This is a genomic window from Kribbella sp. VKM Ac-2569 (genome assembly GCF_004216905.1).
Lineage (GTDB): Bacteria > Actinomycetota > Actinomycetes > Propionibacteriales > Kribbellaceae > Kribbella.
The window spans coordinates 67,777-94,078 of the sequence record NZ_SGXJ01000010.1 but is presented as its reverse complement, the minus strand read 5'-3'; the positions used below and the strand labels follow the sequence as shown (position 1 = coordinate 94,078).

Below are 26,302 nucleotides of genomic sequence, written 5' to 3'. Positions count from 1 at the left end.
ATCGACGACCCTGGATCTCGAAGGCACCGTCGGAGAGATGTTGTACAGGAGAGCGTCGAGTGCAGCGAGCATGGGGAATATATGAGTGACGAGATTGATGCCAAGTACGAGGTGTTCCGGGACCTGCTCGAGACGAGAACACCCGAGGAGGCCGTCAAGTCCCTCGAGGTCCTCGGTCTCCAGGACGAGGTGATCCAGCGGATCATCGAGCGTCACGAACAGCGCGTCATCGAGATTCGCGAGATGGACGAACCTCGCGTCGTCTACAAGGACAATCGGTACACCTGGTACACCGGCCCCAGAGCAGGTGACAAGTGCTGGCCGGCGATCGTCGAACAACTCGTTGCGTCCGGCTGGAAGCAGGATCCGGCGATCGACTCGCTGGACGCTGCGTCGACGCGGGTGGTCTCACTCCTCAGCCACCCGAAGGAGCGCGCTTTCTCGACGCGTGGGCTGGTCGTGGGCTACGTGCAGTCCGGGAAGACGACGAACTTCACTGCGGTCATGGCGAAGGCTGCCGATCGTGGTTACAAGCTCTTCATCGTGCTCGCGGGTATCCACAACGGTCTGCGACGACAGACCCAGGCCCGTCTGGTGCAGCAACTCATCGAGCCGAATCCGACTCGATGGGCCCAGTTGACGGACATGGACAAGGACTTCGTCCCGACCGCGAATGCTGCATCGTACTTCGGCAAGAGCAACCGCACGCACGTTCTGTGTGTGGTCAAGAAGAACGCGACTGTCCTGCGGAAGTTCGCCGACTGGCTGCGGTCGGCGTCGGAGTACCTGGGCGACTGTCCGGCGCTCGTGATCGACGACGAGGCCGATCAGGCGACCGTCGCCACGAAGACGATCAACCCGTTGATCAAGGACGTGCTCGGGATCCTTCCCAAGTCCGCCTATGTCGGGTACACCGCGTCGCCGTTCGCCAACCTCTTGATCGACCCGAGTTCGGGCGACCTCTACCCGAGCGACTTCATCGTCAATCTGCCCAAGCCGGTCGGACACTTCGGGACCGAGGTCGTCTTCGGACGTTACGCGCTCGACGGCGAGGATCCCGAGAACGTCGACGACGGCTACGACATGATTCGGACCGTTCCGAAGTCGGACATCGAGTGTGTGCGTCCGTTGAAGCGGGTCGACGTCGAGATGTTCGAACCGGAGCTGACCCCGACGCTGAGCGCAGCAGTCGAGTACTTCTGGCTGAGTACCGCGGCCCGTCGGGTTCGAGGTACCGGGGTGAAGCACAGCACGATGCTGATCCACACGAGTGTCAATACCGTCGTCCACAATCGCTTCCGCAAGCCGCTCGAAGACCTGCGTCACGACGTGCGAGCAGGCCTGCCTTCGGCCGACGTACAGCGCCGGCTCCGATCGTTCTGGGACTCGGAAAGCTCAAAGGTTTCGGCGTCCGAGTTCGGGGAGCGCGCGATCTCCTTCGACGAGTTGCTCGTCGAACTGCCCGGTGTGATCGACGAGTGCAAGATCATCATGGACAACTCGAGCAGCGAAGATCGGCTGGACTACGAATCCGGGCCGGTCGTGGCGATCGCAGTCGGCGGCAACACTCTGTCCAGAGGCCTGACTCTCGAAGGGTTGTCCGTCAGCTATTTCGTGCGCGCGGTGTCGGCCTACGACACCCTCCTGCAGATGGGGCGTTGGTTCGGGTACCGCGACGGGTACGCCGACCTACCGCGAATCTGGATGACGGACGAGCTGAGGGGTTGGTTCCGGCACCTGTCGACCGTCGAGACCGAGATGCGTCGAGACATCGATCTGTACATGACCGAGGACAAGGACCCGTTGACGTTCGCGGTCCGGGTGCGAACTCACCCGGCGCTGCGGGTCACGGCGGCCGCCAAGATGAAGGATGCGGTCCGAGCGTTGTCGGCGTACGGCGGGCAGCGCGTCCAGACCAGGTACTTCCGGCGGGACAAGGAGTGGCTGGAGGTCAATCAGAACGCGGCGAAGAACCTTGTAGCTCAGGCGAAGATCTCAGGTACGCACGAGCCCGACGCCAAGCGCGGCCGGCATGTGTTCAGGGCCGTGCCGAGCGAGCACGTCATCGACTTCCTGCGGGCCTACCAGTTCCACGAGAACTCGCAGGAGTGCGACTCCGACCTGCTCATCCGGTACATAGAGCGCCGGAGGAAGGAGGCCGGATCGCTGGCCACGTGGAACGTCGCACTTGTCGGAAATCCGGTCGACTCCGAACTCGGCAACTTCGAGTTTGCTCCTGATGTCCAGGTCGGTCGGATCGTTCGTGCACGACTCGGATCGGACGACGAGGGAACGGACGAAGCGGGCGAGAACGCGGTGGCGGACATCAAGACACTCATGAGCCGTCGAGATGCGGCGGTTGATCTGTCAGGTGAGACCGGTAAGTTCAACGAGCTGAGGATCAAGCAGGAGCGTCTCCGTCAACTGCCGAACACCGGCCTGGTCGTCCTGTATCCCATTGACAGCGTTTCGAAGCCGGCCGCGGGACGGACGCAACGCAAGGCGCTGAACGCCGAGGCGGATGTCATCGGGGTCGGCCTGGTCTTCCCGCAACCAGGCATCGACAGCCCGATCGAGTGGAACTATGTCTCGGCGGATCTTTCCGGGATCGACATCGAGGAAGAGAACTTCGAGGCGCTCAACGCGGAGGAGCCAGGGTGACAGCGGCGCTGCGCGAGATCGTTCAGCAGCACTGGGATGCACTGGACCGTCACAGCCAGGCGATCACCGGGCTACGCGTCGCGGATCTGCCCGTCGAGACGAACGTGGGTCCGGTGGTCGCGGCGGTCGATCGCGACGGAAACCGGCACATCCTGATACCGATCGCTCCGCAGCAGAGGGTTCGGGGCGGGCTCGACGGTCCGGCGCTGTTGTTGAAGAAGGTGCCGCTCGAGGACGATGGCGGGCGCCGGACATTCGCCGACCTTCGCTGCGCGCGGTCGGACCTGAACGACGTCTTCACCGGGCTCTGTGCGGACGTGCTGAAGAGCGTCGAGGCTCAGCCCAGAAACGCGATGAAGGCGCTGTACGGCCAGATCGACAGGTGGCGCGCACTGTTCCAGACGAGGAGCAACCTACTGGGCATCGAGCAACAGGCCGGCCTGTTCGGCGAACTGCTCTTCCTGGACAGGCTGCTGGAACGAGACTCAGGTGCGCATCGGCTCTGGAAGGGCCCTTTCGGGCACCGACACGATTTCGCGTCTGCGCAGTACGCAGTCGAGATCAAGTCGTCGTTGGCCACCGACGGCCGTCGGGCCCGGATCCACGGGCTCGATCAACTTGATGCTCCGGCCGGAGGTCTGCACCTGTACTGGATACGTCTCGAGCCCGGCGCAGCAGGCGGCAGGAGTCTCAACGAGGCCGCGAAACAGGTCCTCGACGCATGTGAGGACGAGAGTGCGATCCGTTCGTCGCTGTCCGCAGCCGGCTATCGGTTCGTCGATGCGGCCCAGTACGAGGACACGCGGTTCGCCGTACTCGAAGAGCGCTGCTACGCGGTCGAGGAAGGATTCCCTCGACTTGTGGCGAGCGAACTGACCGCGGCCGGTCTGCCGATCAACGTGACCGATGTCGCCTACACGATCGATCTCTCGTCCGAGCCTCCCGTCCCCCTCGACGTCGAGGGTGCGGACGAGCTTGTCGCGGCTCTGCTGCAAGAGGGGACATGATGTCGACAGCCTGGTTGTCACAGACATTCCCTCCCGAAGGTGCGAGCGCTGCCGAAGGGATTCGGAACCAACTCGGACGGCCGGAGCTCGATCTCTTGACGATCCTCGTTCGAGAGGCTGCTCAGAACTCGTGGGACGCGCGACGGGACGACGTACCTGGGGTCGACTTTCGACTGTCGATCGGATCCGTCAGCGCTGCCCATCTGTCGGCGTGGCGAGAACTCCTGCTGCGAAACGCGCCCATGGACGGGCACCTCCCCCTGCGTCGGATCCTGCGGAGATCCGATATCCGCACGCTCACAGTCTCCGACCGAGGGACCAGCGGTCTCGGTGGTCCGACGCGGGCGGATGCGCTCCACAGCAAGAACCACGACTTCATCTCGTTCGTCCGCAACATCGGTGAGCCGAGGGACAAGGAACTCGGCGGCGGAACGTACGGCTTCGGCAAGGGGATCTTCTACCTGTTGTCGACTGCCGGCACGGTACTGCTCCACACCCGGTGCGACGACGGTAGCGGTCGGCTACAGACCCGGTTGATCGGCTGCGCCCTCTGGAAGAGTTACGTCGGCAAGGACGGGACCGCCGAGAGGCGGTACACGGGTCGCCATTGGTGGGGTGATGTGAGCGGCGGAATTGCCGAGCCGCTGGTCGGCGACGAAGCGGCAGAGGCCGCCCGGAAGCTCGGACTGGAACCGTTCGAGGACGACGAGACCGGAACGGACGTCGTAGTCGTCGATCCGATTCTTGAGGACCGTGATTCCCAGGAGGCGGCGCAGTATCTGGCCGAGACGGTTGCATGGCACCTGTGGCCGAAGATGCTCGCGCCGTCGAACGGTCGTGCTGCCATGCGATTCTCGGTTCGGTGCAACGGTCTCGACATACCCGTCCCGGATCCGGAATCGACGCGGCCGCTGGATCTCTTTGTGGCCGCGTACCGAAAGTCACGGGGAGAAGGTGGCCGCACCCTCGAATGCCGTAGCCCCAAGAAAGTGTTGGGGCGGTTGGGCCTGGTCAAGACCGTGGCGCCTGCCCTGACGCCGACCGCCGCCGGATTGACAGTAGGTGTGGACACTTTGGTCCACCACGTGTGCCTGATGCGACCGGCCGAGCTGGTTGTGACATATCACCGTGGACCAAAACCGCCGAGCGAGCTCCTCGCTTACGCGGGGGTGTTCCGGGCGGACCAGGCGATGGACGAGATCTACGCGCGAGCTGAGCCGCCCACGCACGACGGTTGGAACCCGCAATCTCTGCAGTCCCCGGAGAACACGTTCGTCCGAACGACATTTCGACGCATCCAAGAGGCTTTGGACGGCTTGCTCGAGTTGGGTGGGACCGCCCGCGGAGGCTCTGCGGCGCTGGCGCTGGGTGCTGCCAGCAGTCATTTCGCTTCGTTGGTGGTTGGAGTGGACGGACTCGGCGGAGCGTCCGACTTCGGATCCTCGCCGCGTGATCAAGGTGGTGACGCCCGCGGAGCCAAGGGTGGCCGGCACAAGAAGGGTGACGCTCGACCGGCAGTCTCGCGAACGTCGATCGAGTACGTTGACGATCCCTACCTCGACCAGTACAAGGGCGAGACAGTCGTCGTTCAGGCGTTCCGGCTGCCCTCGGACGGCATCCATGTCGTCACGGCGAACGTGGCTGTACTCGCTGGCTCTGGCGGACGCGAGACGGATCCACCGGTCGGAGCAGATCAGCCCGTCGTTCTGGGCTGGCAGTCTCGCGACGGGCGGTTCGTGACGGATCTGTCGCCGCAGCTGCCGGGTGGAGAAGGGACCACCTGGCGTGTGCTCGTGCGGCCGGCGCACGACACGATGACCGAGGTGCTGATCACGAGCCGATCGGACGCCGACCAGTGACGCGCCAGGCAATGCCGTACCGGTTGCCGTCGAGCGAGACCGTGGTCGCCGGCGATTGGGTACTTGTCATGGGTGAGGAGCAGATATCACTGCCGGACAAGCTCCCGGACTGGGATTATCAGACGAACCTGACGCTTCGACGAGCCGTTGAGATCGACGCCAAGTCCATGCGCGTCGGAGCCGGTCTGCCGCCGACTGCGCCATTGGCGCTCGCAGTGGTCTGGACGGCGAGTGGATCCGGTCTCAGGGCACCCGGATATCGCTTCGCGCTCTCCGGGCAGGACGAGGAAGTATGCGAGATCGAGATCCAGATTCCGGGTGCCGAAGTCGGCGGTCGGCTGACTTTGGACACGGTGGCTGTTCTGGACTCTCACAATGGGAAGCCGGAGCCGGCGGCCCCACGACGGGCCGGATCGATACTGTGGCGCGACAGACACGAGATCCAGTTGCAGGGAGATGCTCCGCAGTTCCCGATCTCGGTGATCGACTTCGGGAAGACGTCGTTTCCAAACGACTCGGCATGGCATGTACAGATTTCTGGCAACCTGTTCTCGGCGACGATGGGCGGAATGATTCTGCTCGTGAACGAGCGCAATTCGGCCATGGTGCGCGCGTTCCAGAACGCTGCGCGGCCACGCACCGTCGACAAGGTTGTGCTGTCCTCGGTCTACTGCGACGTCGCTCGCACAATGGCAGAGCACGGACTGCGGTCGGACGAGCTCACGGAAGGTACTCCGTACCCCGAGGGGACCCTTGGTGCCACCATCATTTCGCTGCTGGACCGCTTGTTCCCGGCAGTTTCACTCGTTGAACTGAAGTTGCGGATGGAACAGTCTCCTGCGCATTTCGCGTCGGAACTGCGAGCTGCTGTCAGACTGTTCGAGGAGATCGAGTGAACCTTCTTTACCCCAGGTTGCTGATCGAGCAGGCCAAGCCACTGCACGAGCAGTACAGGATGCTGGACGTCCAAGAACTTGGGCACCGAGCCGAGACATCGCACCAGTCGGCCATCTATGCAGCCACCGGGGGCGATCGGGTGTCAACCGGTCAGCTCGCAGAGCTCCGGGACGGGGCGTTGCAACTCGCAACGCAGCACGGATTCCCTGCGGAGTCATCGCGCGACGCGCGACGAGAGTTCGACCTCCGATTGGCTGAGTACCTGCATGTCGGGATGAAGATCATTCCTGCCGAGGCGGCCTCCGGCGACATCTGGGCCTTTCTCGCGGTGGTGCTGTTGCCCGACGTCGCCTACTGGCGATACCCGCATCCACCGGGGGATCGCGTGCTCGGAACCGATATCACCCGGCATGTGCTGGGGAGACTCTGGTGGCGCGCTCAGCTCGTTCACTCGCCGGATGAGCCCGACTCCTACAAGGCGCTGGAAGTCCTTGGCGAGGCGGCGTTCGACCAGATCTACGCCCGCCGCAAGGCGCTCGGCGGCAGCCCCATGGTCGTGAAGGCGATCCTGAGGACATGGTCGGCTCTCGAACTGGACGGCCTCGAAGAAAGGGCCGTACTGCGCGACTTTCTCCAGCGCTTGCTGCGGTTGAGTCCGTTCGTGGCATTCGAGGCCCTGGACGCCGTCGTTCTCGAAGGGGAACTGCGGGCAGTGGCCTTGGAAACGATGGAAGCGATTCGGGCAGCGCGCGAGGGCGCGTCGCGGCCGATGCCGGATTGAGCACGACCATGACACGCGATGTCATAACCGTGTCGGTCCGACGTTCGGTACGTTTAGGATCTTCGAGGCGAAACAAGGCGTTGCGCTCTGTGGAACGGAGCGGCGGCACGACAACCGGTAGTCGAGCGGACGGCGTGCGCGTGGGGCCGATTCAGACGTAAGGAAAGATGCTGGTGAGATCACATCTGACGTTGCTGTTCGATCCACTCACCATTGAGCATCTCGGCTACAAGATGTATTCACATCTGCCCAATGCACTGGCCGAACTGATAGCGAACGCATACGACGCAGACGCGACGAAGGTTCAGGTCATACTGCGGGACGACGAGCACGGCCGCTCCGTCATCGTGCAGGACGACGGTCACGGCATGAATTTGAGTGATCTGCGGGAGAAGTACCTGCGCATCGGGCGCAACCGCAGAGTCGAGGGCGAAGGTCGTTCCGAGTCGGGTCGTCGTGCTGTGGCCGGCAAGAAAGGTCTGGGAAAGCTGGCGTTGTTCGGGATCGGGGAAACCATCCTGCTGACAACGAAACGCCGCGGGGCGTCGGAGAACTTGCATGTCGCACTCAGTTGGACCGAGATCAAGAACGCGACCGGTACGGAGTACCACCCGGATCTGACCCGAAGCGGAGCGGAGGTGGATCTCCACGGAACCAGGGTCGAACTGACCAACCTTCGCCGACGGACCCCCGTCAATGCGAGAGATCTCGCACACAGCCTCAGCCGACTGTTCGGGTACGTCGACGACGACTTCCGGATCGAGGTGATCGACGCGGCCGGTACCAGCCGCCCGATCAATCGTGATTCCCGTCTGGACGGAGTCGACAAGGACGTGGAATGGCGGGTTCCGGAGGATCTGCCCGGCGATCTGCGAGAAGCGCTGCCGAACGCGCTCATCCGCGGACGTATCGTCGCGGCTGCAAAGCCGGTCGCCGCCGAGTATCGAGGGCTCGCCCTCTATGCACACGGACGTCTCGCCAACGAGCCGGAGTTCTACGGGGTTTCTGAGTCGAGCTACGCATTTTCCTACCTCACCGGGTACCTCGACGTCGACTACATCGACGACGGTGTTGCCGACGTGATCTCGACAGACCGCCGCTCCATCAGCTGGGACAGCGATTTGACGGCGGAGCTCAATCGTTATCTCCAGAGACTCCTGCAATGGGCGTCTCGGGAGAGACGAAGCGCTCGTCGGAATGCCAACAAGGAGCGGATCAAGACGGATCACGGAGTGGATGTCGATACCTGGGTCGACTCCATCAGGAGCAGCGAGCGTGACGCGGTCGGAGACGCGGCCTCGATCCTGGTATCCCCGGACTCCGCACTGGCCGACGAGGACCGTACCTCACTGCTCAAGAGCCTTCGAACCATTGCACCGGACTACGCGGACCTCCATTGGCGACATCTGCATCCGGCCATCAAGGTTGTCTCGGACTCCTACTACGAGTCCGGTCATTTCCATGCGGCGTTGTCCGAAGCACTCAAGCGTTTCGTCAACGACGTCAGGAGGTCCGCCGGTCTCGAGAACATGGAAGCCTCCAACATCGTGAGCAATGCGTTCAGCGTGTCGGGCAACGATCCTGCTCGTCTGGACATCACACGCCCCTACGCCGAAGCCGGCTTCGATGTGAAGACATTACGCACCATGCGCATGGGCCAATGGAAGCTGTCGGAAGGCGCCGTCGCGGCCTTCAGGAATCCGTTCGCCCACGAGGAGGAGAATCGGCTCGTCGAGACTGAGGCGATGACTTACCAGGACTGTCTCGACGGACTGAGCATCCTTTCGCACTTGTACCGGCACTTCGAGCGCGCGACCGAAGCCGCGCCGCCTGACGAGAACACCATTCCCGCGTCCTGATGACGAGCCGGTCCGAGGCGGATGGCCAGCAGCGCTCGTCGCGTCGTCGATTCTGGTCGCCAAGCCGGGCGGGCCCCGCGTCTGTGAATGGCCGGTAGTTGGCTCGTTGGGCGAAGGTGGCCACCTCGCGGTGAGGCGGCCCGTCGTCCTCGGCTTCGAACTCGATGTAGGTGAGTCGGGTGTAGATCGTGGCCTCGCAAGGGCGGGGGTTGTCGGTGGGGATTCTCGGGCTGTGGGGGATCGGGTTTCGGAAGCTGGCGGCTTAATATGGCGCGGAAGGAGAGCGGGATGCCGATCGAGTTCGAGGGCAAGGTATTGGATGTCGATCCGGATGAGGTGGCGGGCAAGATCCTGTTCCTGGGAGGGCGTCGTGTTGGGGATCGGCTGATGCGGCGGTACGTCTATGACGTTGAGGCTGGGGATCGGTCGCGGTGGATTCGGTTGCGGGACACCGGCACGGCGGTGACGTTGACGGTGAAGGAGATCGCGCACGACGGGATCGACGGTACGACGGAGACCGAGGTGGCGGTTGGGGACTTCGAGACCACCAACGAGTTGCTGCGACGCATCGGGTTCGAGCCGAAGTCGTACCAGGAGAATCGGCGGACGAGTTTCGAGCTGGCAGGTGCTCAGTTGGAGCTCGACTGGTGGCCGTTGATTCCGCCGTACCTCGAGATCGAGGGGCGTTCTCGGGAACATGTCATTGAGCTTGGTCGCATGTTGGGTGTGTCCGAAGACGACCTCACGGGTGAGAACACCACCAAGGTGTACGCCCGCTACGGGATCGATCTGAGTGCGATCGGCGAGCTCCGGTTCGCGGAGTGACCCGGCTCTACAGACAGGCGGAGATTGGCTAATGCTCTCTGCCGGGCGGGATGCCGCGGCGGGCGGTGGTTGAGGGTGGCTGGGGGGAGGGCTGGGCGGTGACGGCGCCGCTGGCTGGGGCCACGTTCGAGGATCGATTCGGCAAGGCCGTGGGGAGGGCCGCTGGTGCCGAAGCCCGGTTCACTTGCTCTGGGAAGGGCCGCGGTTTGGGGTATGGCGTTGAGCTGCGGGTGGGTGATTCGTGGTTGTTGGTGGGGTGCTGGTGGGTGGAGGTAGGCCCTCCAAGGCCTTGAATGCTTGGGCCAGGTCCGGGGGTAGTTGCATGCGCGGCGGCGTGATGAGGCGGTCGGCCTCTTTGTCGGGGCCGGTTACGGGGCGGACTGTCGGGAGGTGGTCGAGCTCGTCGAGGGCGACGCCCTTGGAGCGTCCGAGGCGGTTGGCTGTCACGTCGAAGATCTCGCCGTCCTTGCGGGGCGCGAAGGCGACGACCTGCCGCACCGGTAGGGACGATTCGGTCGGGCCCTCGAACTCCCGGTAGGTGACTCGGTGCGAAGGTCCCATCCGCCGCCCGCGCCGGTTGAACTCCTCCACGACCGGGATCTTGATCTCGGCGCAGTCACGAAGATCCGGATGATTGTCGGAACGGCCGAGGCGCTCGCCGGCGAACTCGGCCTCACGGCCTTCGCGCAGGGCGCTGAGCGCGACGCGAGCTGCTTCGAACTGCTTGGCTGCAGCACCGTTTGGGTCCGCTTGGGCACGGGCCTGGAGCTCACGAAGCTCGTCCCGGAGCTCCGGATCGAGGATCAGGTGATACTTGGCCGTCATCGTGGTGCCGCGGGCGGCTCGTCGTCGCTGTCGAGGTTCCATCCGAACTCCGCGGCGAGTTCGTCGGCCGAGACGTAGTCCTCGACGCGGTTAGTCGCCAAGCGCTGTCGGGTGACCTCGCGAATCTCCGCGGCCTGCTCGGCATCCGCTGCCAGCTCTTCGAGCAGCTCCCACCGCTCGAAGGGGACGACCACGCCTTCTGGTTGTCCCTCGTCGCCGAAGATCAGTGGCTCAGCCTGACCTGCGCGGAATCGCTGCAGCATCCGAGGCAGGTTGTGCGCGGCGGTGGCCGTATCGATCACATTGACCCGGTCGCCATTGGGCCGGTCCTGCGGCGTCTCCGTCGACATCTGAACTCCCTCGCTAGCTTTCGCCCCAGACTAAATGACCTCGTCATTCTTCGATGGGGATTGACGGGCGGGGGTCGGACAGGCGGGCGCGTTCGATTGTGTAGGTGGTGTCGAAACCGTCCTCGTCGAAGACGCGGGTGTCGAGGGCGCGCCAGAGTTCGAAGGGGACTACTACGCCTTCGGGTCGGCCTGCTTCGCCGAAGATGAGTGGGTCCGAATGACCGAAGCGGAAGCGTTCGAGCATTTGGGGTAGGAGGTCAGCGGCGGTGGAGGTCCTGATCACCCAGACGCGTTCTCCGTCGGGGAGCAGGTATGACGCTTCTTCGGAGTCCATCGTGGTCCTTCCCGGTTGGCGGCCCTTCTCATCAGAATATGAGTGACGCCCTGTTCAGGAGATGAGTTATCCACAGGGGTGAGGGGTGTTGTCGGGTGGGTGGGGTGGGCGTAGTTTCGAGGTGGGTGAGTTGGGGGTGAGCGCCGGCTGGGGGTGTGTTGGCCGGTGGAGGAGGCTCTGCCCGGACGTCCCTCCAGATGGGTGGAGCTCAAAGGAGCCCGGGGTGCTTTGGCGCTCCGGGCTCCCTGTATGTGTGGCACTGGCGCGGTTGGGTGGGTGCGGGTTGGAAGTGGGTGGCTACTTACCGTTGCGGAAGGGCGGGGTTGTCGAGGACTATTAGCGCGAGCTTGGGGAGGGGTGGGTTGTGGGGGCTTGGATTGATGTGGTGTTGGTGGATGTTGATCCGGAGGTGGCGGATCGGGGGATTCGGCAGTTGCGGCGGGAGTTGCAGCAACAGTTCGAGACGCGTGACGTGCTGACGTCGGTGCCTGACGGGAGCAAGGGGGACGCGGCTGCGGTGGGGGCGGTCGCGGTTGCGTTGGGTGGTGCGGGTGGGATGGTGCCGTTGCTGATTGCGGTACTACGGGACTGGCTGGGACGTCGTACGGCGGGGCAGCGGGTGAAGCTGACCGTGGGGGACGAGTCGATCGAGGTGGATGCGGCCTCGGACGACGAGCAGCGGCAGTTGATCGAGGCGTTTCTGCGCAGGCACGAAGCGAGCTGAGCCATGGGGCAGCGCCGGGCCTTGCTGGTGGCCACGTACGAGTACCAGGACGCCGGGTTGCGCCGGTTGGCCGCGCCGGCTCAGGACGCCGAGGCGTTGGCCGAGGTACTCGAGGATCCAGCGGTCGCCGGGTTCGACGTACAGGTGCTGATCAACAAGCCGACACATGAGGTGGGCAAGGCGATCGCGGACTTCTACGCCGCGGGTGAGCGTGACGACCTGACGCTGCTCTACTTCAGCGGGCACGGTCTGAAGGACGACAACGGGCGGCTGTACTTGGCGATGAAGGACACCGTCCGCGACAGTCTGCGATTCACTGCGTTGTCGGCGCAGCTCGTGGACGAGGCGGTGTCGGAGAGTACGTCGCGGCAGAAGATCCTGATCCTGGATTGCTGCTACAGCGGTGCGTACGCCGTACAACGGTTCGCCAAGGCGGACTCGGCCGTGCATACGAGGGAAGCGCTCGGCGGTCGCGGACGTACGGTGCTGACCGCGTCGGACTCCACGCAGTACGCCTTCGAAGGCAGCCAGATCCACGGCGATGCGCCCCGTTCTGTGTTCACGCACCACTTGATCGAAGGTCTGCGTACCGGTGCCGCCGACCTGGACGCCGACGGCGATGTCACGACCGACGAGCTGTACGACTACACCTACAAGGCTGTCACCGCTGAGCAGCCCGCCCAGCGACCGCGCCAGTTCGCCGAGACCGAGGGCCGGACGGTCGTTGCCTCCAACCCGCGTTGGACGCTTCCCGAGTATCTCGCGAGCGCGATCAAGAGTCCGCTCGCCGAGATTCGTCAGACGGCGCTAGCACCGCTAGGTCAGTTGCTACAGGCAAACAACGAGCTGGTACGCCGTACCGCGCGCGAGCATCTCGAGCTACTCCGGGACGACGACAGCCGGAGCGTCGCGGCCGCAGCGCAGGCGTACCTCGACAACCCGCCACCACCTGTCCGCCCGCAACCGAGCACCACACCGACGCCTAGACGCACCACCGGGCCGACGTTCGGAGCGGCGGCGCGAGCGACCGTTAGGCGATGGCACGGCCGTTTCCATCTGCCGGACCTGGACTGGCCGATCCTGGGCTTGGCCGTGATCGCCGCCGCCGCGCAAGTCGTCTGCGCGGTCCTCGCGACAGCGCGCATCTGGGAAATGATTGTCGTAGCAGCGCTAGCGGTTGCCGTCGTCCCGGCGGTGGTCAGGCTGCGCGGGAACGCGACCGCGTTCGCCGTCGGACTGGCCGGGCCGGCGCTCCTGGCGACCGCTATGGCGACCGGCTGGGTCACGCGCGACCTCCGGTCGGACCTGCACCCATTGCCGGCGACCTGGTACTTGATTGCGTCCGTGGCGTGGCTGGCCGCCGGCGTCATCGGCCTGCTTCGATTCCGCCGTACGCCGCCAATGAGAAACCCACCACACAAGCTGCTGATCGGGCTTGGCGCCGTGGCGGCAGTCCTGGCGCTCGTGATCCTGCTGTACTTCGATCGACACAGCAGAGTGCATCCGCTCAACGTGGTGCTCCTCTACCTACTCACGGCTGAGGTCACGATCGCTGGGCCGCTGATTCACTTCAACCGTCAGTTCCTGGTCGGCTGGGTCGTGAGCGGGTTCGTGGTTCTGTTCGGCTTCCTCCGGTTCCAGAGCGAAACCGACCTGCAGCAACTCGTCGCGATCGCCTTGCTCGCAGTCTGGCTCGTTCTCGGCGTCGCAACCGTGATGCTCCGGCCCGGTAAGCCATTCCGCCGCTGGATCACCGCGGCCGCCCTCCTTGCGCCCGCGGTCGTCGGCATCGTCGCGATCAACGTCGTACCGCCTGCTCCTCAGACTCCGCTGGCGGTCGGTCTCGCGGTCAGCCCGGACGACCGGTTCCTGTATGCGACCGACGTCGAGAACGGCCGCGTGATGAGGTTCAGTACGACGACCCAGGAACGCGTTGGCGATCCACTCGAGGTCGGCGAGTTCCCGAGCAACCTGATCGTCGAGCCCGACGGATCCCGGCTGTACGTCGCCAACTCGAATTCGAACTCGGTCTCGGTGATCGATTCCGCCAACTGGACCGTGGTCGGTCAGCCGATCGCCGTCGCGCCCGGGCCGACGAAGTTCGCACTGAGCACCGCCACGCACCGCTTGTTCGTGCTCAGCCAGAAGGCGGCGACGATCACCGAGATCAACACGGAGACGCTGGCGACGGTCGGCGGACCGCTTGCCGCGGGACCCACTCCGACGGATGTCGCGATCGACGACCGCGGCCGGCTCTACATTTCGTCCGAGGACGCGGGCGCTGTCGCGGTCATCGACGCCAAATCCCGGCAGGCGGCCCGGAGCCCGATCACGGTCGGCGAGGAGCCACGTGATCTTGTCCCCGGACCCGACGGAGCGCTCTACGTTGTCTCACGTGCGACGTACGCCGTGATCAACACGAAGGCCGGGGTGTCGAAGCCGCAGCCGGACGACCTGCCGGGGCCGATCACAGCGGGTGCCACGAGCAACGATGGCAAGCACCTCTATGTGTTCGGGCGGTCGGGCAACGACGACACGGTTCACGTTGTGGACGTCGGCGGCAACAAGGTCGTCGGATCGCTGACCAAGAACCTGGGGCTGCCCGCGCGGATCGCGGTCAGTCCGGATGGGCAGCGGATTTATCTCAGCCGGTTCTTCGAGCCCGGGATCGACGTACTCGACAGTTCTGGCCCGAAGGAGATCGGCGTCATCGACACCAACGGCTGAAAGGCCGGCCCGCCGGGCCGGCCTTTCACTCAGGATCAGAGGTTGCGGAAGAACTTGCGGAGGTCTGCGGTGACCTCATCGGGGCGCTCGAGGGAGGCGAAGTGGCCGCCCTTGTCGTAGTTGGACCAGTGCACGATGTTCGTGTTGTCGCGATCGGCCAGCGGGCGGATCGTCTTGAAGTCGTCGGCGAAGACGACGACGCCGGTCGGGGCGTGGTTGAGTTGCGGCTCGGCGCCGGAGTTCGCTTCCTCGTAGTGGTACCGGCCGGCCGCGGCCGAGGTGTTCGTGAACCAGTAGAGCGAGACCTCGGTGAGGATCTGGTCCTGGGTGACCAGGCTGGTGCCGTTGCCGAAGTTGTTGAAGAGTTCGTTCCAGGCGAGCTGCCCGACCGGCGAGTCGGAGATGCCGACGGCAACGGTCTGCGGGCGGGTCGAGTTGATCGCGTTGTACCCGCCGACCGACTGGAACCACTGCAGGTGCTCCAGCGCCGCGTAATCCGCCGGCGTGAACTTCTCGAACTCGGCCGGGTCGCCCGACGGGAACGAGAACAGCTGCAGGACGTGCAGACCGAGGAATCCGGGCGGGTTGAGTACGCCGAGTTCCCGCGCGACCATCGCGCCGGCGTCCGAGCCGTGCGCGCCGTACGACTCGTACCCGAGGCGCCGCATCAGCGTGTCGAACGTCCGCGCCACTCGCGCCATCGTCCAGCCGCGGTCGACGAGCGGCGTGCTGAACCCGAAGCCGGGGATCGACGGTACGACGACCGAGAACGCGTCCTCGGCGGATCCGCCGTACGCGACCGGGTCGGTGAGCGGGCCGATCATGTCGAGGAAGTCGGCGAACGAACCCGGGTACGTGTGGGTCAGCAGCAGCGGGGTCGCGCCCTCGACCTCGGACGGCACGTGGATGAAGTGCACGGTCTGCCCGTCGATCTCGGTCAGGTAGTGCGGGAACTCGTTCATCCGGGCCTCCTGCGCCCGCCAGTCGAACCCGTTCTGCCAGCGGTCGACCATCTCGCTCAGGTAGTGGTTCGGAGTGCCGAGGTCCCAGTCGTCGCCCGGGGCGGCCTCGGGAAGGCGGGTCCGCGCGAGGCGGGCGTTGAGGTCGTCCAGGTCGGCCTGGGCGATCGTGACGGTGAAGGGCCGGATGCTCTCGTTGGTGTTCATGGCTCTACCGTAGAATCCGTATAGGAACATTAGATTCCTAATTAGGAGACTGATTTTGCTGGAGACTTCGCAGCGTCTGCTAGCACTGCTAGCTCTCCTGCAGACGCGCCCGGCGTGGACCGGTTCCGAGCTGGCAGAGCGGCTCGAGGTGACGACGCGGACGGTGCGGAACGACGTCGACCGGCTGCGTGAACTCGGGTACCCGGTCGACGCGACGCGCGGTCCGGCCGGCCACTACCAGTTGGGCGTCGGCGCGAAGCTCCCGCCGCTGCTGCTGGACGACGAGGAAGCCGTCGCGGTCGCCGTCGGTCTGCGGACCGGCGCGGGTGTTGTCGGTATGGGGGAGAGCAGCGTCCGCGCGCTGACCAAGCTCCAGCAGGTGCTCCCGCACCGCCTCCAGCGCCAGGTGAACGCGATCAACAAGGCGATGGACAAGGGCCCCGACAACACGCGCTCGAACGTCGACGCTCCCGAGATCGATTCCGCCGTACTGTCGATGATCGCGGCGTGCATCCGGGACGAGCACTACCTGCGCTTCGAGTACGTCGTACCGGATGGCGTCTCGATGTACAAAGCCGGGTCGGGGGTCGGGCGGGATCTGCCGATTCTTGTCGAGCCGTATCGGCTGGTGAGCTGGCACGGGTACTGGCATCTCGTGGCGCGGGACGAGGAAGCGGTCTGGCACTCGTACCGGGTCGACTGGATGTCGTTGCGGATGGCAACAGGTCGGAAGTATCAGCCGCGTCCTATGACTGACGAGGCTTACACCGACTTTGTACTGCGTGACGTCGCGTCGACCGGGTGGAAGGTGCATGCGCGGATCACCGTGTATGCGCCTGCGCAGGAGGTGCTGTCGCGGATCCATGCTGCGGTCGGGATCGTGGAATCGGTCGACGACAACACCAGCGTCCTCGTCACCGGCGCCGACTCCCTCGAGGTGATCGCCGTCTACATCGGCATGCTCGGCCTCGACTTCCACGTCGCCGGCCCACCCGCCCTCGTCGCCCACCTCCGAACTGTGGGCGAGCGCTACCTGAAGGCGATTGATGCGCCTAAGGACAGGAGGTAGTCGGCAGATCTGGCGCCGGGAGAGGGAGCCCAGGCGGGCGCGAGGGGCGGCTGGTCGACTACTTCCTGTCCTTAGGGACGCCGAGGCCGGCGTTGCGGGCTTGGATGATGGCGGTGGCTCGGTCGGCGGTGCCTAGTTTGGTGAAGATGGTGGAGACGTTGTTGGCGACGGTCTTCGCGGCCAGGTCGAGGCGAGTGGCGATCGCGGGGTTGGAGAGGCCGGCGGCCAGTAGGTCGAGGATCTCGCGTTCGCGGGTGGTGAGTTCGGGGAACGGGGCGGTCGGTGGCGGGGCGGCGAAGAAGGTGAGGACGCGGCGGGCTACGCCGGGGCCGAAGATGGCTTCGCCGGCGGCTACGGCGCGGATGGCGCGGGCGATCTCCTCCTGTTCGGCGCCTTTGACGAGGTAGCCGCGGGCGCCGGCGCGCATGGCGGCGAAGACCGAGTCGTCGTCTTCGAACATGGTGAGTACGAGGACGGCGACCTCGGGTGCGGTGCGGGCCAGTTCGCGGGTGGCGGCGAAGCCGTCCAGGTCGGGCATTTGGAGGTCGAGTACGGCGACGTCGGGGCGGGTCGTGACGACTTCGCGGATCGCTTCACGGCCGGTGGAGGCTACGCCGACTACCTCGATCCCGGGCAGGGAACTGAGCAGTGCCTCCAGCCCGGCCCGAACCACCGGATGGTCGTCCGCCAGCACGACCCGGATCATCGCACCTCCAAGGAAGCATCAGCAGGCTGCCTGACGGGGGCGGGGGCGGGGGCGTCGGCCGGGGCCGGCGAGTCGTTGGCGGTGGGCGGGGAGTTGGTGGGTTGGGGGAGGGGGAAGCGGGCTTGGACTTGGCCGCCGGCGGGGGTTGGGCCGGCTTGGAAGGTACCGCCTAGTTCGGCGGCGCGTTCTTGCATGGCTTGTAGGCCGACGCCGGGGCGCCAGGTGTCGGTTGGTGGGCCGTCGTCGGTGATCTCGATCTCCAGTTCGCTTCCACAGCGCAGCGTCAGTACGGCGGATGTTGCGCGCGCGTGCCGTACGACGTTCGTCAGCGCCTCGGTTGCGATCCGGTACGCCGCAACCTCCAACGCGGCAGGCAACGTCGGCAACCCGGAGGCCGAGACCACGACGCGGATCGCCGTACCGTCAGCGCGGATCGACATCTGGTCCGCGCGTTGCTGCAGAGCCCCGAGTAGGCCGAGTTCGTCCAGCGCGGGAGGGCGTAGGTCGTCCACCAGGCGCCGGACGTCGGCTATCGCGGAGCGGGTGTCGGAACGTAAACGCGCGAGCAGTTCGACGGCTCGCGAGGCGTCGGCGGAGAGGGCCTTGTCGGTGGTGATGAGGTTGGCGGCGGCGTCTGCGGTGAACGCGACGCCCGTGAGTGTCGGCCCCAGACCGTCGTGCAGGTCCCGACGCAACCGGCGCCGTTCCTCCTCGCGCGCGGACACGAGCTTCTCGCGCGACGACTGCAACTCCGCCGACAGCCGCGTCGCGTGCACCGCCACCGCCAGCGGTACGGCGACCAGCCCGAGCACACTCCGATCGGCCGACGACAACCCCGACTCGCCCGACCGCACCCCGACCTCAAGCGTTCCGACGACCTCACCGCCGTACGACAACTCCAGCGGTACGACGGAACTCGCCGCGGAACCATCGGCGATGACGCGGCCGTCGACGATCAGGGCGGCGTACGGAAGGCGCAAGGCGGATCGGATCGCTGCGACCACGCCCGGAAGACCCGCGGACAGTTGCTCGCCGACCCGTGAAGCCACCCGCGCCGGATCGTGCCGGTCGCCGTACAGCGCCCGGTCGACCAGTTGCTGGAGGCGCGGCAGTACCGGCGCGATGATCAACGCCACGAATACGGTGACCGCGGCCGATCGGCCGACCTGCGATGCGATCAGCGAATCGAGCAACGCGACCAACGCCGCATAGCTGCCAATGGCAACCAGCGACAGCAACGCCCATGTCAACGCCCGCGACACAACCAACCGAATATCGAGCAGCTGATGGCGAACGATCGCCACAGCGACCGCGATCGGGATCAGCGGGATCGCCAGCAGGACAAGGATCGGCGTACCGGCGACGAACGACCAGGGCGTAATGAAGAGCAGCGCGATCACCGAGGCCAACAGCAACCAGAGCAGTTGCCGGCGGCCCGTTTCGTCGGCGCGGCGGTAGCGGATGGCCAGGCAGATCAGAGCCAGCAGGATCGCGACGAGGTTGCGCACCTCGGTCGCTGTCCAGAGCGGTTGCAGGGCGTCGAAGTCAGGCAGGGTCAAGAGGCCGAGAGGAAGATCGGGTGAGACCGGCTCGCTGCTCCCGGCCATCTCCAGCACGAAGAGCGGCGCGGTCGCGATGATCCCGATCGCTGCCCAGCGCCAGCGCGGCGACAGCAACCGGCCGTCCGGGAACAGCAACAACGCGAGCGGCAGGAACAGTCCGATCGACCACGGCCACGCCGCCACCGAGACGGTCACGAGCACCCGCTGGGCGAGCTCGCCGTCCACCAGGTACGCGAGGGCCTCGGCGAACGGTGTCGTGGCGTGCCCGATCCCGTCCGCGAGGAACAGCCAGCCGATCGGGTTGGCCGGACGATGCCAGGCAATCACCGCGCCACACAGGCCGAAGGTGAGGCCCATCAGGCCGTTCGTGACCACGAAGTTGTCGACCAGCTCACCCCAGCCCCAGCCCACGGACAGGGCATAGACGACAGCGAAAGTCACCTCGGCGATCACCAGACCGGCCAGCGCGCCGGCCAGGCCGCGGCGGTTCACGGAGGTTGTCATACCCGCAGTGTGCGCCCGGAACGTTCCCGGCGTCTCGGGAATGCGATCCCGGATCCAGCGGGGAACCGCCCGCCCGGGTGGGAACCGGCGCCCAGGCGGACAGTACGGCGCACGGGCGACGGTGGTGCCCAAGATCGAAACAAGGGGGTAGGGAGATGTACAAATTCGGGCTGGTACTGCTCGGGTTGCTCGCGCTGATGGACGTGGCGACGCCACTCCTCACCGACGGGGATCACCCGCCGATGAGTATCGCGATCGGGGCCGCGGTGGCCGGGCTGATCAGCCTGGTGCTGGTCGGGTTCGCCTGGCGCGGAAAGCGGTGGGCGCTGGCGCCGCTGATCACGCTGCGGTTGGCTTCGGCGCTGCTCGCCGTACCGGCGTTCTTCGTGTCAGATGTACCGGCTGCCGCGGTCGCCGCGGCCGGATTCGGAGTCGCTGCGACGGTCGTCGGCGTGATCGCCGTACTGCTGCCGAAGCGAGAGTTGGTAGGTGCGCGATGACACAGACAATCAGCCGTACGACGTCCCGCGCGGACACCCGGCCCGCTTGGCGATGGCTGGCGGCCCTGATCCTCCCGATCGGGCCGGCGGCGGTCGCGCTGCTGCGGTTCCTGCTGCCGTACGACACCACGGACGACGTCTCCACGACGACCAGCAAGATCGTCACCCACCTCGATCGCGGATCAACAGTGCTCTGGCTGACCTACATCGCGTTGGTCACGCTGGTGCCAGGCGTGTACTTCGTTGGCCGGCTTGCCCGTCGTGGCGCGCCGTGGCTGACCGGGATCGCGCTGTTCCTGATCGTCCCGGGCTACTTGTCCTTGCCCTGGCTCGCCTCCAGTGACGCGTTCACCTGGTCCGCAGGTACCGCTGGTGTCGACCCGGCGACGATCACCAGGATCGCCGACGTCACGCACGGCTCGGTGGACCTCGCGGCAGCGGTGTTCGTGGTCGGTCACGTGCTCGGCACCATCCTGCTCGGGATCGCGATGTGGCGCTCCGGGGTCGGTGGACGGTGGGCCGCGGTGGCGGTCGCGATCTCGCAACCGCTGCACCTGACCTCGGTCATCGTCAGCAGTCACCCGCTCGACCTGGTCGGCTGGGGCCTGCAGGCAGTGGGATTCGCCGCGGTGGGGTGGGCGATCCTCCGGATGCCGAACGACGAATGGCAGCCACTGCCGTGAAGCGTTCCCGGGCCCGTCGTACCGAACGGGCCCGGGTGCGCGGGTTCAACCCTGAAGAATAACCGCACGGAATGCAGGACTACCGTCGCGTATCGTGAATTGGTCGCGTTTCTCCCAGCCTCGTGGCAGCATTCTCGGATTGGGGGATGGGGATTATGGTGCGAGCGAGACGGGCAATACCTCAGCAACACCGCGCGGTGTGGCTGGCCGTCGGGATCGTCGCCGCGCTGGCTGCCGCTGCAGGGGTCGCCATCGCGCAGGCCGGATCGGAAAGCGGGTCGGCGGAGCCAACGATCCAGATCGCTACGCATACAGAACATCAGGCGACCCCGACGCTCAGTACGCCGCCTGCGACGGAGCGCAACGTGGTGAATCCGGGCGCTGCCGCGTGTTCCAAGGAAGTCCAGGCAGCCGAGGCTGTTGTGCTCGTTGCAGCTGCTGCCACTGAGCACTGGCGTGAACACGTACAGGCACGGACCGATTTGCTGGCCGGTAAGAATTCCGAGGAGCAGACAAAGGCAATCTGGAAGCGCACCCGGCTGCTCGGTCCCGCGGATAAGGCCGCGGTGATTTCAGCCGTTGCCGAGCGGGCGGCAACAAGGGGCGGCTGCAACGGAGTGCCGGGCAAGGCGGCCGTGGTGTGCAAGCAGCGGCTCGCTGCCCTCGACGCGGCGGGCACGGCGAACCGCGCCGCCGCCGGGGACTGGGCCGCCCATTTGCAGGCGATGGCCGCTCATGCGGCAGGGGACTTCGGCGCGGAGCACGCGCAGGATCTCTGGGTCGCCGCCTGGACGGCCGCGCCACGGAATCTCGACGCAGCCGCCCGCGCCACCGCGGCCCTCACGGCTGCGCCGGCCTGCAAACCCGCCTGAGGCCGTGAGCGCGTTCAAACCCCGTGCTGCTTGAGGAAAGCAACTGTTCGCGCCATTGACGTCGGCCACGCCGGGCCGAATGCGTGCTCCTCGCCTGGGTACGTGAACAGCGTCGCGTCCTTCCCGGCCGCCTTCAGAGCGGCGAGGCTCTCGCGGGACCACGCGATCGGGCAGGTCGAGTCCGACTCGCCGTGGTGGATCAGCACCGGCTCGGTGACGCGGCCGAAGAAGTTCACCGCGGACAGGTTCCGCCAGAAAGATGGGTTCGTTGCCGGTTCGCCGTACTTGCGCAGGATCTGGGCGGCGATCGGCCGGTCCGGTCGCGTCCAGCGGTTGAAGTTGTCGACCGCGTCCGAGCTGACCGGCGCGAACACAACGGCGGCCTTCACGAGACCGGGCTTCGTGACGAGCACGTTGTAGCTGATTCCGCCGCCCATCGAGCGGCCGAGTAGTGCGATCCGCGACGGGTCGACGTACTGCGAGGTGCGGAGCGCGAGGACGGCGTTGACGACGTCCTCGGTGTAGCCGAGTCGCAGGTTGATCTCGGAGCTCGGATCCTTCGAGGACTCGGCGTGGTTGCGGTAGTCGGTGTGCAGGACGACGTACCCACGGCGGGCGAGGTAGTCCTGCTCACGCATCAGTCCGCGACCGTTCGTGTAGACGTCCGGGTCGATGTAGCCGTGGTTCAGGACGAGTGCTGGATGCGGTCCTGGTGTCGACGGGACGTTCAGGATCCCCGAGATCGTCAGCGTCGCACTGCGGTAGGTGACGTGATAGCGGGTGTACGCCGGGTTGCGGGCGAGCACGTTGCCGAGTCGAAGGTCGCCGCCGTTGTACTTCTTCGTCGTCAACGCCTGCAGCGACACCGGATTCGGGGCGGGCGAAGGCGAGGCCGTCGAGGGCACAGCGGTTGGCGTGGTCGGAGGAGCGGCGGACGGCGTGGGGGAGGAGGTCGCGCTCGATGTCGGCGCAGGGGGTGCCGCGTCGTCGTTGGTGCAGGCGATCGCGGCCGTCGCCATCAACGCGACGACTCCCGCCCACGCCATCCGCCGGCTCATACCGCCAAGTCTGCCGTGGCCTCCGGAGAAGTCCGCGAAAGTTCCGGCAACGATTGGCGACGAGGCCACTGCACGATCAGTACGGCGGACAGTACGAGCGCTCCGCCCAGCCACTGCACGGCGCTCAGGTGCTCGCCGAACACCAGCGCCGCCGCGACGACCGTCACGACCGGCTCGAAGATCGACAGGATCGAGGCGACCGACGGACCGACCCGGGCCATCCCGGCAAAGAAGAACAGGATGGCCGCGACGGTGCTGATCAGCGCGACAGCGGCCAACCACAGCCAGCCGATCGGGGCAAACGTTAGATCAGTTCCGCGGAAGAGACCGAGGACCAGGAAGGTTCCGAACGCTCCAGTGCACACCAGCGCCGTCAACGCGAGCGGCTGTACGTCGGCGGTCAGCGAATCGCCGACCAGGATGTAGCAGGTGTAGACGATTGGAGCACCCAACGCCAGCAGCACACCGAGCCAGTCGAACCGCCCGGTCATCGCCCCGCTGAGCACCAACCCGATCCCGACCAGCGCGACCGCCAGTGCCCCGATGCGCCGGCGCGACGCATGTTCGCGGCGCAGTGCGATCGCCCCGACCATCACGAGGACCGGATACAGGTACAGCAGCAGCGCGACCAGCGACGCGTCGATGCGGGCCAGCGCGGAGAAGTACAGGCCGGATTGGGCGGCGTACCCGAACACGCCCATGCCGAGTCCGGTGAGGACGGCCCGGCGGTGCAGGTTGCGGAGCGAACCGCGGGCAAGCGCGAGTGCGAGCAGTAGCGCGCCGGCGAGGCCGAAGCGGACCAGGAGTAGCGCGTCCACTGCCACGCCCGCGTCGTACGCGAGCTTGCCGAAGACGGCCATGACCCCGAAGGTGGCGGCGGAAAGAAGGCAGAAGAGGCGTCCCACGTCATCGATGGTCAGGGAGCAGACTGTTCACGTCCATCACGGCTTCACGGACAGCATTGTGAAGCTAAGCTGAACGAATGATGGATCTGCACCGACTGCGGTTGCTGCGTGAGGTCCACGGCCGCGGCACCGTGCACGGCGCGGCCCGCGCGCTCGGCTACTCGCCCAGCGCGATCTCGCAGCAGTTGGCCGTTCTGGAGCGCGAGACCGGGACCCGATTGCTCGAGCGGGTCGGCCGCAACGTACGACTGACTGCCGCGGGCGAGGTGCTGGTGCGGCATGCGACGGCGCTGCTGGAGGGAGTCGAAGCAGCCGAGGCCGAGCTGGCTGCGGTCGCGGCGGGCCGCGTTGCGGGACTGGTCCGGATCGCGTCGTTCCAGTCCGCCTTCATCCGCGTCGTCGCTCCCGCGATTCGCAGCCTCGCGACAACGCATCCGGACATCCGCGTCGAGGCCGCCGAGCTCGAGGTCGAGCAGGCCGCGCCCGCGCTTCGGTTGCAGCAGTTGGACGTCATGGTCGGCGACGAGTACGACGGCCAGCCGCGCGCCGTACACGCCGACCTGCATCGCGAGCACCTGCTCCGCGAACAGATCCGCGTCATTCTCCCCGAGGATCATCCCGAGGCCGCTGCCGACCGCGTCCCACTCAGGCGGCTCGCCGACCTGCCGTGGGCCGCCTGCCAACCCGCCACCGGTCATCGCGAGATGCACGTCCGCGTCTGCCGCGAGCTCGGCGGGTTCGAGCCCGACATCCGCTATAGCTCCGACGATTTCCTCATTCTGCTCGAACTCGTCCGTACGACGGGCGCGGGCGCACTGCTCCCGGATCTCGTCATCGGCGCCGGCGCTCCGGGTGTCGCCGTACGACTGCCGGCCGAAGGGGACGTCGGGCGGGCGGTGTTCCTGCTGACCCGCCGTACCCGAACTCCTGCGGTCGCGGCAGTCGCCGATGCTCTGTCCGCCGCGGCCACCGATCAAACGAGGTCGTGACGAAGCAGCACGGTCCGGTTGTCGAACGACCGGGTCTCCGCCAGCCGGAGCGCACGCCGGCCGGTCGGCTGATGGACCGGCTTACCGCCACCGAGCACTACCGGATGCACGATCACGTGGTACTCGTCGAGCAGCCCGAGCTCGGTCAGCGACGCCGCGACGGTCGAGCTCCCGGTGAGCAGGATGTCCTTGCCCGGCTCATCCTTGATCGCCGCGAGATCCTCGGCGGCGCGGACGATCCGGGTGTTCCACTCGGCGCTCTCCAACGTCGTCGAGAGCACGAGCTTCGGCGTACGGCGCCAGACCGGCGCGAACTCGATCGCGTGCTCGTCGGGGTTCATCGCCTCGGCGTTCGGCCAGTACGACGACATCATTTCCCAGACCGTCCGCCCGTAGAGGAACAGGTCGGCGCGCTCGGTCAGCGCCATCGAGTACGCGCCGAGTTCCGGCCCGAGCACCGGCCAGTCGAACTCGCCGTTCGGCCCCTCGATGAAGCCGTCGAGCGACTGGTGCACGTAGTACATGATCTTCCGCATGATGTCCTCCAGGTGACGGCTGCTTGTGCCTCCTGGTCGGCGCCGGTCGCCCGGCTTTGACATCGGTTCAGGAAATCCAGCCCAGACTGTCGAGGGTGTTCGTTGTCGGCTTGTACTCGCAGGCCGCGACGCCCTGATATCCCGCGACCCTCAACGCGTCGAGGGTAGCGTCGATCGGCAGCGCGCCGGATCCTGGCTCGCCACGCCCCGGGCTGTCGGCGAGCTGGACGTGCGCGACCGGAACCGTCGACGCCGTAGCGAGCAGATCGACCCCGTTGCTGCCGAGGTGGAACGTATCGAACAGCAGCGAGAGGTTGTCGACGTCCTGCAGTGGACCGCTGAGGAGCCGCAGTACGTCGTCCGCGGTGAGCAGGGGATAGCGGCCGTTCAAACCCTTGGTCAGTGGCTCGATCAGCACCGTGCCACCCACGGCGGCCACGGCTGAAGCGGCCGAACCGATCGCGGCTGTCGCGGTCTTCTCCTGCTCCTCGGGCGACCAGCGGTCGTCGAGTTGCCCGTAGAGCAGGTTGAACAGCCGGCAACCGGTCCGCTCGGCGATCCCCACCATCGTTCGCACATTGGCGGTCAACTGCTCCTGCCGATCGGGATGCGATGCGACGCCGCGCTCTCCGGCCGGGATGTCCCCGCCGTAGAAGTTCAACGCACCCAGGGACACCCCGGCCGCCGACACGGTGCGCACGAAGTCGTCGACCTCGGCCGTCGACGGATCGGGTACGGCGAACGGCCACCAGGACTCCACGACCCGGAAACCTGCCTGCGCGGCCGCGGTGAACCGCTCCGGATACGGCAGCTCGGTGAACAGCATCGAGACGTTCGCACTCAGCTCGTGGCCGCGGTACTCCATCGCCGAAGACTAACATCAGCTCTTGCCAGTCGTGCATT

Annotated in this window: 24 protein-coding genes; 14 read left to right on the top strand and 10 right to left on the bottom strand. The window is 66.1% G+C overall.

Annotation, left to right across the window (positions count from 1 at the left end; genetic code table 11):
- Nucleotides 1-81: 81 nt before the first annotated feature.
- From EV649_RS40385 to EV649_RS40355, 7 genes are all read left to right on the top strand, one after another.
- On the top strand, nt 82-2,661 hold the full coding sequence (locus EV649_RS40385; RefSeq protein WP_130389038.1) for a Z1 domain-containing protein: 2,580 nt from the start codon (nt 82-84) through the stop codon (nt 2,659-2,661).
- Nucleotides 2,658-3,668, top strand: a complete 1,011-nt coding sequence (locus tag EV649_RS40380) for a PD-(D/E)XK motif protein (protein WP_157996410.1) — start codon at nt 2,658-2,660, stop codon at nt 3,666-3,668. The genes EV649_RS40385 and EV649_RS40380 overlap by 4 nt, the downstream gene beginning before the upstream one ends.
- A 95-nt stretch (nt 3,669-3,763) precedes the next feature.
- Entirely contained in the window at nt 3,764-5,527 is a 1,764-nt protein-coding gene (locus EV649_RS40375; protein ID WP_130389036.1) for a hypothetical protein, read from the top strand.
- A gap of 68 nt (nt 5,528-5,595) precedes the next feature.
- Nucleotides 5,596-6,423: a hypothetical protein gene (locus EV649_RS41370; protein WP_198682968.1), complete on the top strand. Its 828-nt coding sequence runs from the start codon at nt 5,596-5,598 to the stop codon at nt 6,421-6,423.
- The gene (locus EV649_RS40365; protein ID WP_130389035.1) at nt 6,420-7,205 is read left to right on the top strand and encodes a DUF6339 family protein; all 786 of its coding nucleotides are present in this window, start codon (nt 6,420-6,422) and stop codon (nt 7,203-7,205) included. The genes EV649_RS41370 and EV649_RS40365 overlap by 4 nt, the downstream gene beginning before the upstream one ends.
- Before the next feature lie 173 nt (nt 7,206-7,378).
- Nucleotides 7,379-9,064: an ATP-binding protein gene (locus tag EV649_RS40360; RefSeq protein ID WP_198682967.1), complete on the top strand. Its 1,686-nt coding sequence runs from the start codon at nt 7,379-7,381 to the stop codon at nt 9,062-9,064.
- Nucleotides 9,065-9,352: 288 nt separating this feature from the next.
- Nucleotides 9,353-9,889 carry a CYTH domain-containing protein gene (locus EV649_RS40355; protein WP_130389033.1) on the top strand — a complete coding sequence of 179 codons (537 nt, stop codon included), beginning with the start codon at nt 9,353-9,355 and terminating at the stop codon, nt 9,887-9,889.
- A 180-nt stretch (nt 9,890-10,069) separates the two neighbouring features.
- Here the strand turns inward: EV649_RS40355 and EV649_RS40350 are convergent, their stop codons facing one another.
- Genes EV649_RS40350 through EV649_RS40340 form a run of 3 tightly spaced genes read right to left on the bottom strand, consistent with a single transcriptional unit; the run spans nt 10,070 to nt 11,398 of the window.
- Nucleotides 10,070-10,756 (bottom strand): hypothetical protein, encoded by a 687-nt coding sequence (locus tag EV649_RS40350; protein WP_130389032.1) that lies wholly within the window; start codon nt 10,754-10,756, stop codon nt 10,070-10,072.
- Complete coding sequence (locus tag EV649_RS40345) at nt 10,711-11,064, bottom strand: hypothetical protein (RefSeq protein WP_130389031.1); 354 nt, start codon at nt 11,062-11,064, stop codon at nt 10,711-10,713. Before EV649_RS40345 ends, EV649_RS40350 begins: the two co-directional genes overlap by 46 nt.
- Before the next feature lie 43 nt (nt 11,065-11,107).
- Nucleotides 11,108-11,398, bottom strand: coding sequence for a hypothetical protein (locus EV649_RS40340; protein WP_130389030.1), 291 nt, complete (start codon nt 11,396-11,398; stop codon nt 11,108-11,110).
- A 391-nt stretch (nt 11,399-11,789) separates the two neighbouring features.
- On the opposite strand from EV649_RS40340, the gene EV649_RS40335 reads away from it, so the two are divergent.
- Entirely contained in the window at nt 11,790-12,122 is a 333-nt protein-coding gene (locus tag EV649_RS40335) for a hypothetical protein (protein WP_130389029.1), read from the top strand.
- A gap of 3 nt (nt 12,123-12,125) precedes the next feature.
- On the top strand, nt 12,126-14,849 hold the full coding sequence (locus EV649_RS40330) for a caspase family protein (protein WP_130389028.1): 2,724 nt from the start codon (nt 12,126-12,128) through the stop codon (nt 14,847-14,849).
- A gap of 35 nt (nt 14,850-14,884) precedes the next feature.
- Here EV649_RS40330 and EV649_RS40325 read toward each other — a convergent pair whose 3' ends face one another.
- Nucleotides 14,885-16,015: an epoxide hydrolase family protein gene (locus EV649_RS40325; protein WP_130389027.1), complete on the bottom strand. Its 1,131-nt coding sequence runs from the start codon at nt 16,013-16,015 to the stop codon at nt 14,885-14,887.
- Nucleotides 16,016-16,070: 55 nt separating this feature from the next.
- On the opposite strand from EV649_RS40325, the gene EV649_RS40320 reads away from it, so the two are divergent.
- Nucleotides 16,071-17,084 carry a WYL domain-containing protein gene (locus EV649_RS40320; RefSeq protein ID WP_130389026.1) on the top strand — a complete coding sequence of 338 codons (1,014 nt, stop codon included), beginning with the start codon at nt 16,071-16,073 and terminating at the stop codon, nt 17,082-17,084.
- A gap of 58 nt (nt 17,085-17,142) precedes the next feature.
- Here EV649_RS40320 and EV649_RS40315 read toward each other — a convergent pair whose 3' ends face one another.
- Together EV649_RS40315 and EV649_RS40310 are read right to left on the bottom strand one after the other, a co-directional pair.
- Complete coding sequence (locus EV649_RS40315) at nt 17,143-17,790, bottom strand: response regulator transcription factor (RefSeq protein WP_198682966.1); 648 nt, start codon at nt 17,788-17,790, stop codon at nt 17,143-17,145.
- Nucleotides 17,787-19,856 (bottom strand): histidine kinase, encoded by a 2,070-nt coding sequence (locus EV649_RS40310; RefSeq protein WP_130389025.1) that lies wholly within the window; start codon nt 19,854-19,856, stop codon nt 17,787-17,789. The genes EV649_RS40315 and EV649_RS40310 overlap by 4 nt, the downstream gene beginning before the upstream one ends.
- Nucleotides 19,857-20,011: 155 nt before the next feature.
- On the opposite strand from EV649_RS40310, the gene EV649_RS40305 reads away from it, so the two are divergent.
- The 3 genes from EV649_RS40305 (at nt 20,012) to EV649_RS40295 (ending at nt 21,911) form a co-directional block, all read left to right on the top strand.
- Nucleotides 20,012-20,356 (top strand): hypothetical protein, encoded by a 345-nt coding sequence (locus tag EV649_RS40305; RefSeq protein WP_130389024.1) that lies wholly within the window; start codon nt 20,012-20,014, stop codon nt 20,354-20,356.
- On the top strand, nt 20,353-21,039 hold the full coding sequence (locus tag EV649_RS40300) for a hypothetical protein (RefSeq protein WP_130389023.1): 687 nt from the start codon (nt 20,353-20,355) through the stop codon (nt 21,037-21,039). The genes EV649_RS40305 and EV649_RS40300 overlap by 4 nt, the downstream gene beginning before the upstream one ends.
- A 197-nt stretch (nt 21,040-21,236) precedes the next feature.
- Nucleotides 21,237-21,911: a hypothetical protein gene (locus EV649_RS40295; protein ID WP_130389022.1), complete on the top strand. Its 675-nt coding sequence runs from the start codon at nt 21,237-21,239 to the stop codon at nt 21,909-21,911.
- Nucleotides 21,912-21,925: 14 nt separating this feature from the next.
- Here the strand turns inward: EV649_RS40295 and EV649_RS40290 are convergent, their stop codons facing one another.
- Together EV649_RS40290 and EV649_RS40285 are read right to left on the bottom strand one after the other, a co-directional pair.
- Complete coding sequence (locus tag EV649_RS40290) at nt 21,926-22,969, bottom strand: alpha/beta fold hydrolase (RefSeq protein ID WP_241999281.1); 1,044 nt, start codon at nt 22,967-22,969, stop codon at nt 21,926-21,928.
- Entirely contained in the window at nt 22,966-23,874 is a 909-nt protein-coding gene (locus tag EV649_RS40285; RefSeq protein ID WP_130389021.1) for a DMT family transporter, read from the bottom strand. The genes EV649_RS40290 and EV649_RS40285 overlap by 4 nt, the downstream gene beginning before the upstream one ends.
- Nucleotides 23,875-23,951: 77 nt before the next feature.
- Here EV649_RS40285 and EV649_RS40280 point away from each other — a divergent pair, with 77 nt between their 5' ends.
- On the top strand, nt 23,952-24,863 hold the full coding sequence (locus tag EV649_RS40280) for a LysR family transcriptional regulator (protein ID WP_130389020.1): 912 nt from the start codon (nt 23,952-23,954) through the stop codon (nt 24,861-24,863).
- Here EV649_RS40280 and EV649_RS40275 read toward each other — a convergent pair.
- Both EV649_RS40275 and EV649_RS40270 read right to left on the bottom strand, forming a co-directional pair.
- On the bottom strand, nt 24,848-25,399 hold the full coding sequence (locus tag EV649_RS40275) for a dihydrofolate reductase family protein (protein WP_130389019.1): 552 nt from the start codon (nt 25,397-25,399) through the stop codon (nt 24,848-24,850). The genes EV649_RS40280 and EV649_RS40275 overlap by 16 nt on opposite strands.
- A gap of 67 nt (nt 25,400-25,466) precedes the next feature.
- Nucleotides 25,467-26,264 carry a TIM barrel protein gene (locus tag EV649_RS40270; protein WP_130389018.1) on the bottom strand — a complete coding sequence of 266 codons (798 nt, stop codon included), beginning with the start codon at nt 26,262-26,264 and terminating at the stop codon, nt 25,467-25,469.
- Nucleotides 26,265-26,302: the final 38 nt, after the last annotated feature.

Excerpts from the sequence above, each read along its gene's own strand:
- EV649_RS40270 (WP_130389018.1), bottom strand. The coding sequence starts at position 26,264 with ATGGAGTACCGCGGCCACGAGCTGAGTGCGAACGTCTCGATGCTGTTC.
- EV649_RS40385 (WP_130389038.1), top strand. The coding sequence starts at position 82 with ATGAGTGACGAGATTGATGCCAAGTACGAGGTGTTCCGGGACCTGCTC.
- EV649_RS40350 (WP_130389032.1), bottom strand. The coding sequence starts at position 10,756 with ATGGAACCTCGACAGCGACGACGAGCCGCCCGCGGCACCACGATGACG.
- EV649_RS40310 (WP_130389025.1), bottom strand. The coding sequence starts at position 19,856 with ATGACAACCTCCGTGAACCGCCGCGGCCTGGCCGGCGCGCTGGCCGGT.
- EV649_RS40340 (WP_130389030.1), bottom strand. The coding sequence starts at position 11,398 with ATGGACTCCGAAGAAGCGTCATACCTGCTCCCCGACGGAGAACGCGTC.
- EV649_RS40325 (WP_130389027.1), bottom strand. The coding sequence starts at position 16,015 with ATGAACACCAACGAGAGCATCCGGCCCTTCACCGTCACGATCGCCCAG.
- EV649_RS40315 (WP_198682966.1), bottom strand. The coding sequence starts at position 17,790 with ATGATCCGGGTCGTGCTGGCGGACGACCATCCGGTGGTTCGGGCCGGG.
- EV649_RS41370 (WP_198682968.1), top strand. The coding sequence starts at position 5,596 with ATGGGTGAGGAGCAGATATCACTGCCGGACAAGCTCCCGGACTGGGAT.
- EV649_RS40280 (WP_130389020.1), top strand. The coding sequence starts at position 23,952 with ATGATGGATCTGCACCGACTGCGGTTGCTGCGTGAGGTCCACGGCCGC.
- EV649_RS40290 (WP_241999281.1), bottom strand. The coding sequence starts at position 22,969 with ATGAGCCGGCGGATGGCGTGGGCGGGAGTCGTCGCGTTGATGGCGACG.
- EV649_RS40305 (WP_130389024.1), top strand. The coding sequence starts at position 20,012 with ATGTACAAATTCGGGCTGGTACTGCTCGGGTTGCTCGCGCTGATGGAC.
- EV649_RS40330 (WP_130389028.1), top strand. The coding sequence starts at position 12,126 with ATGGGGCAGCGCCGGGCCTTGCTGGTGGCCACGTACGAGTACCAGGAC.
- EV649_RS40355 (WP_130389033.1), top strand. The coding sequence starts at position 9,353 with ATGCCGATCGAGTTCGAGGGCAAGGTATTGGATGTCGATCCGGATGAG.
- EV649_RS40345 (WP_130389031.1), bottom strand. The coding sequence starts at position 11,064 with ATGTCGACGGAGACGCCGCAGGACCGGCCCAATGGCGACCGGGTCAAT.
- EV649_RS40275 (WP_130389019.1), bottom strand. The coding sequence starts at position 25,399 with ATGCGGAAGATCATGTACTACGTGCACCAGTCGCTCGACGGCTTCATC.
- EV649_RS40300 (WP_130389023.1), top strand. The coding sequence starts at position 20,353 with ATGACACAGACAATCAGCCGTACGACGTCCCGCGCGGACACCCGGCCC.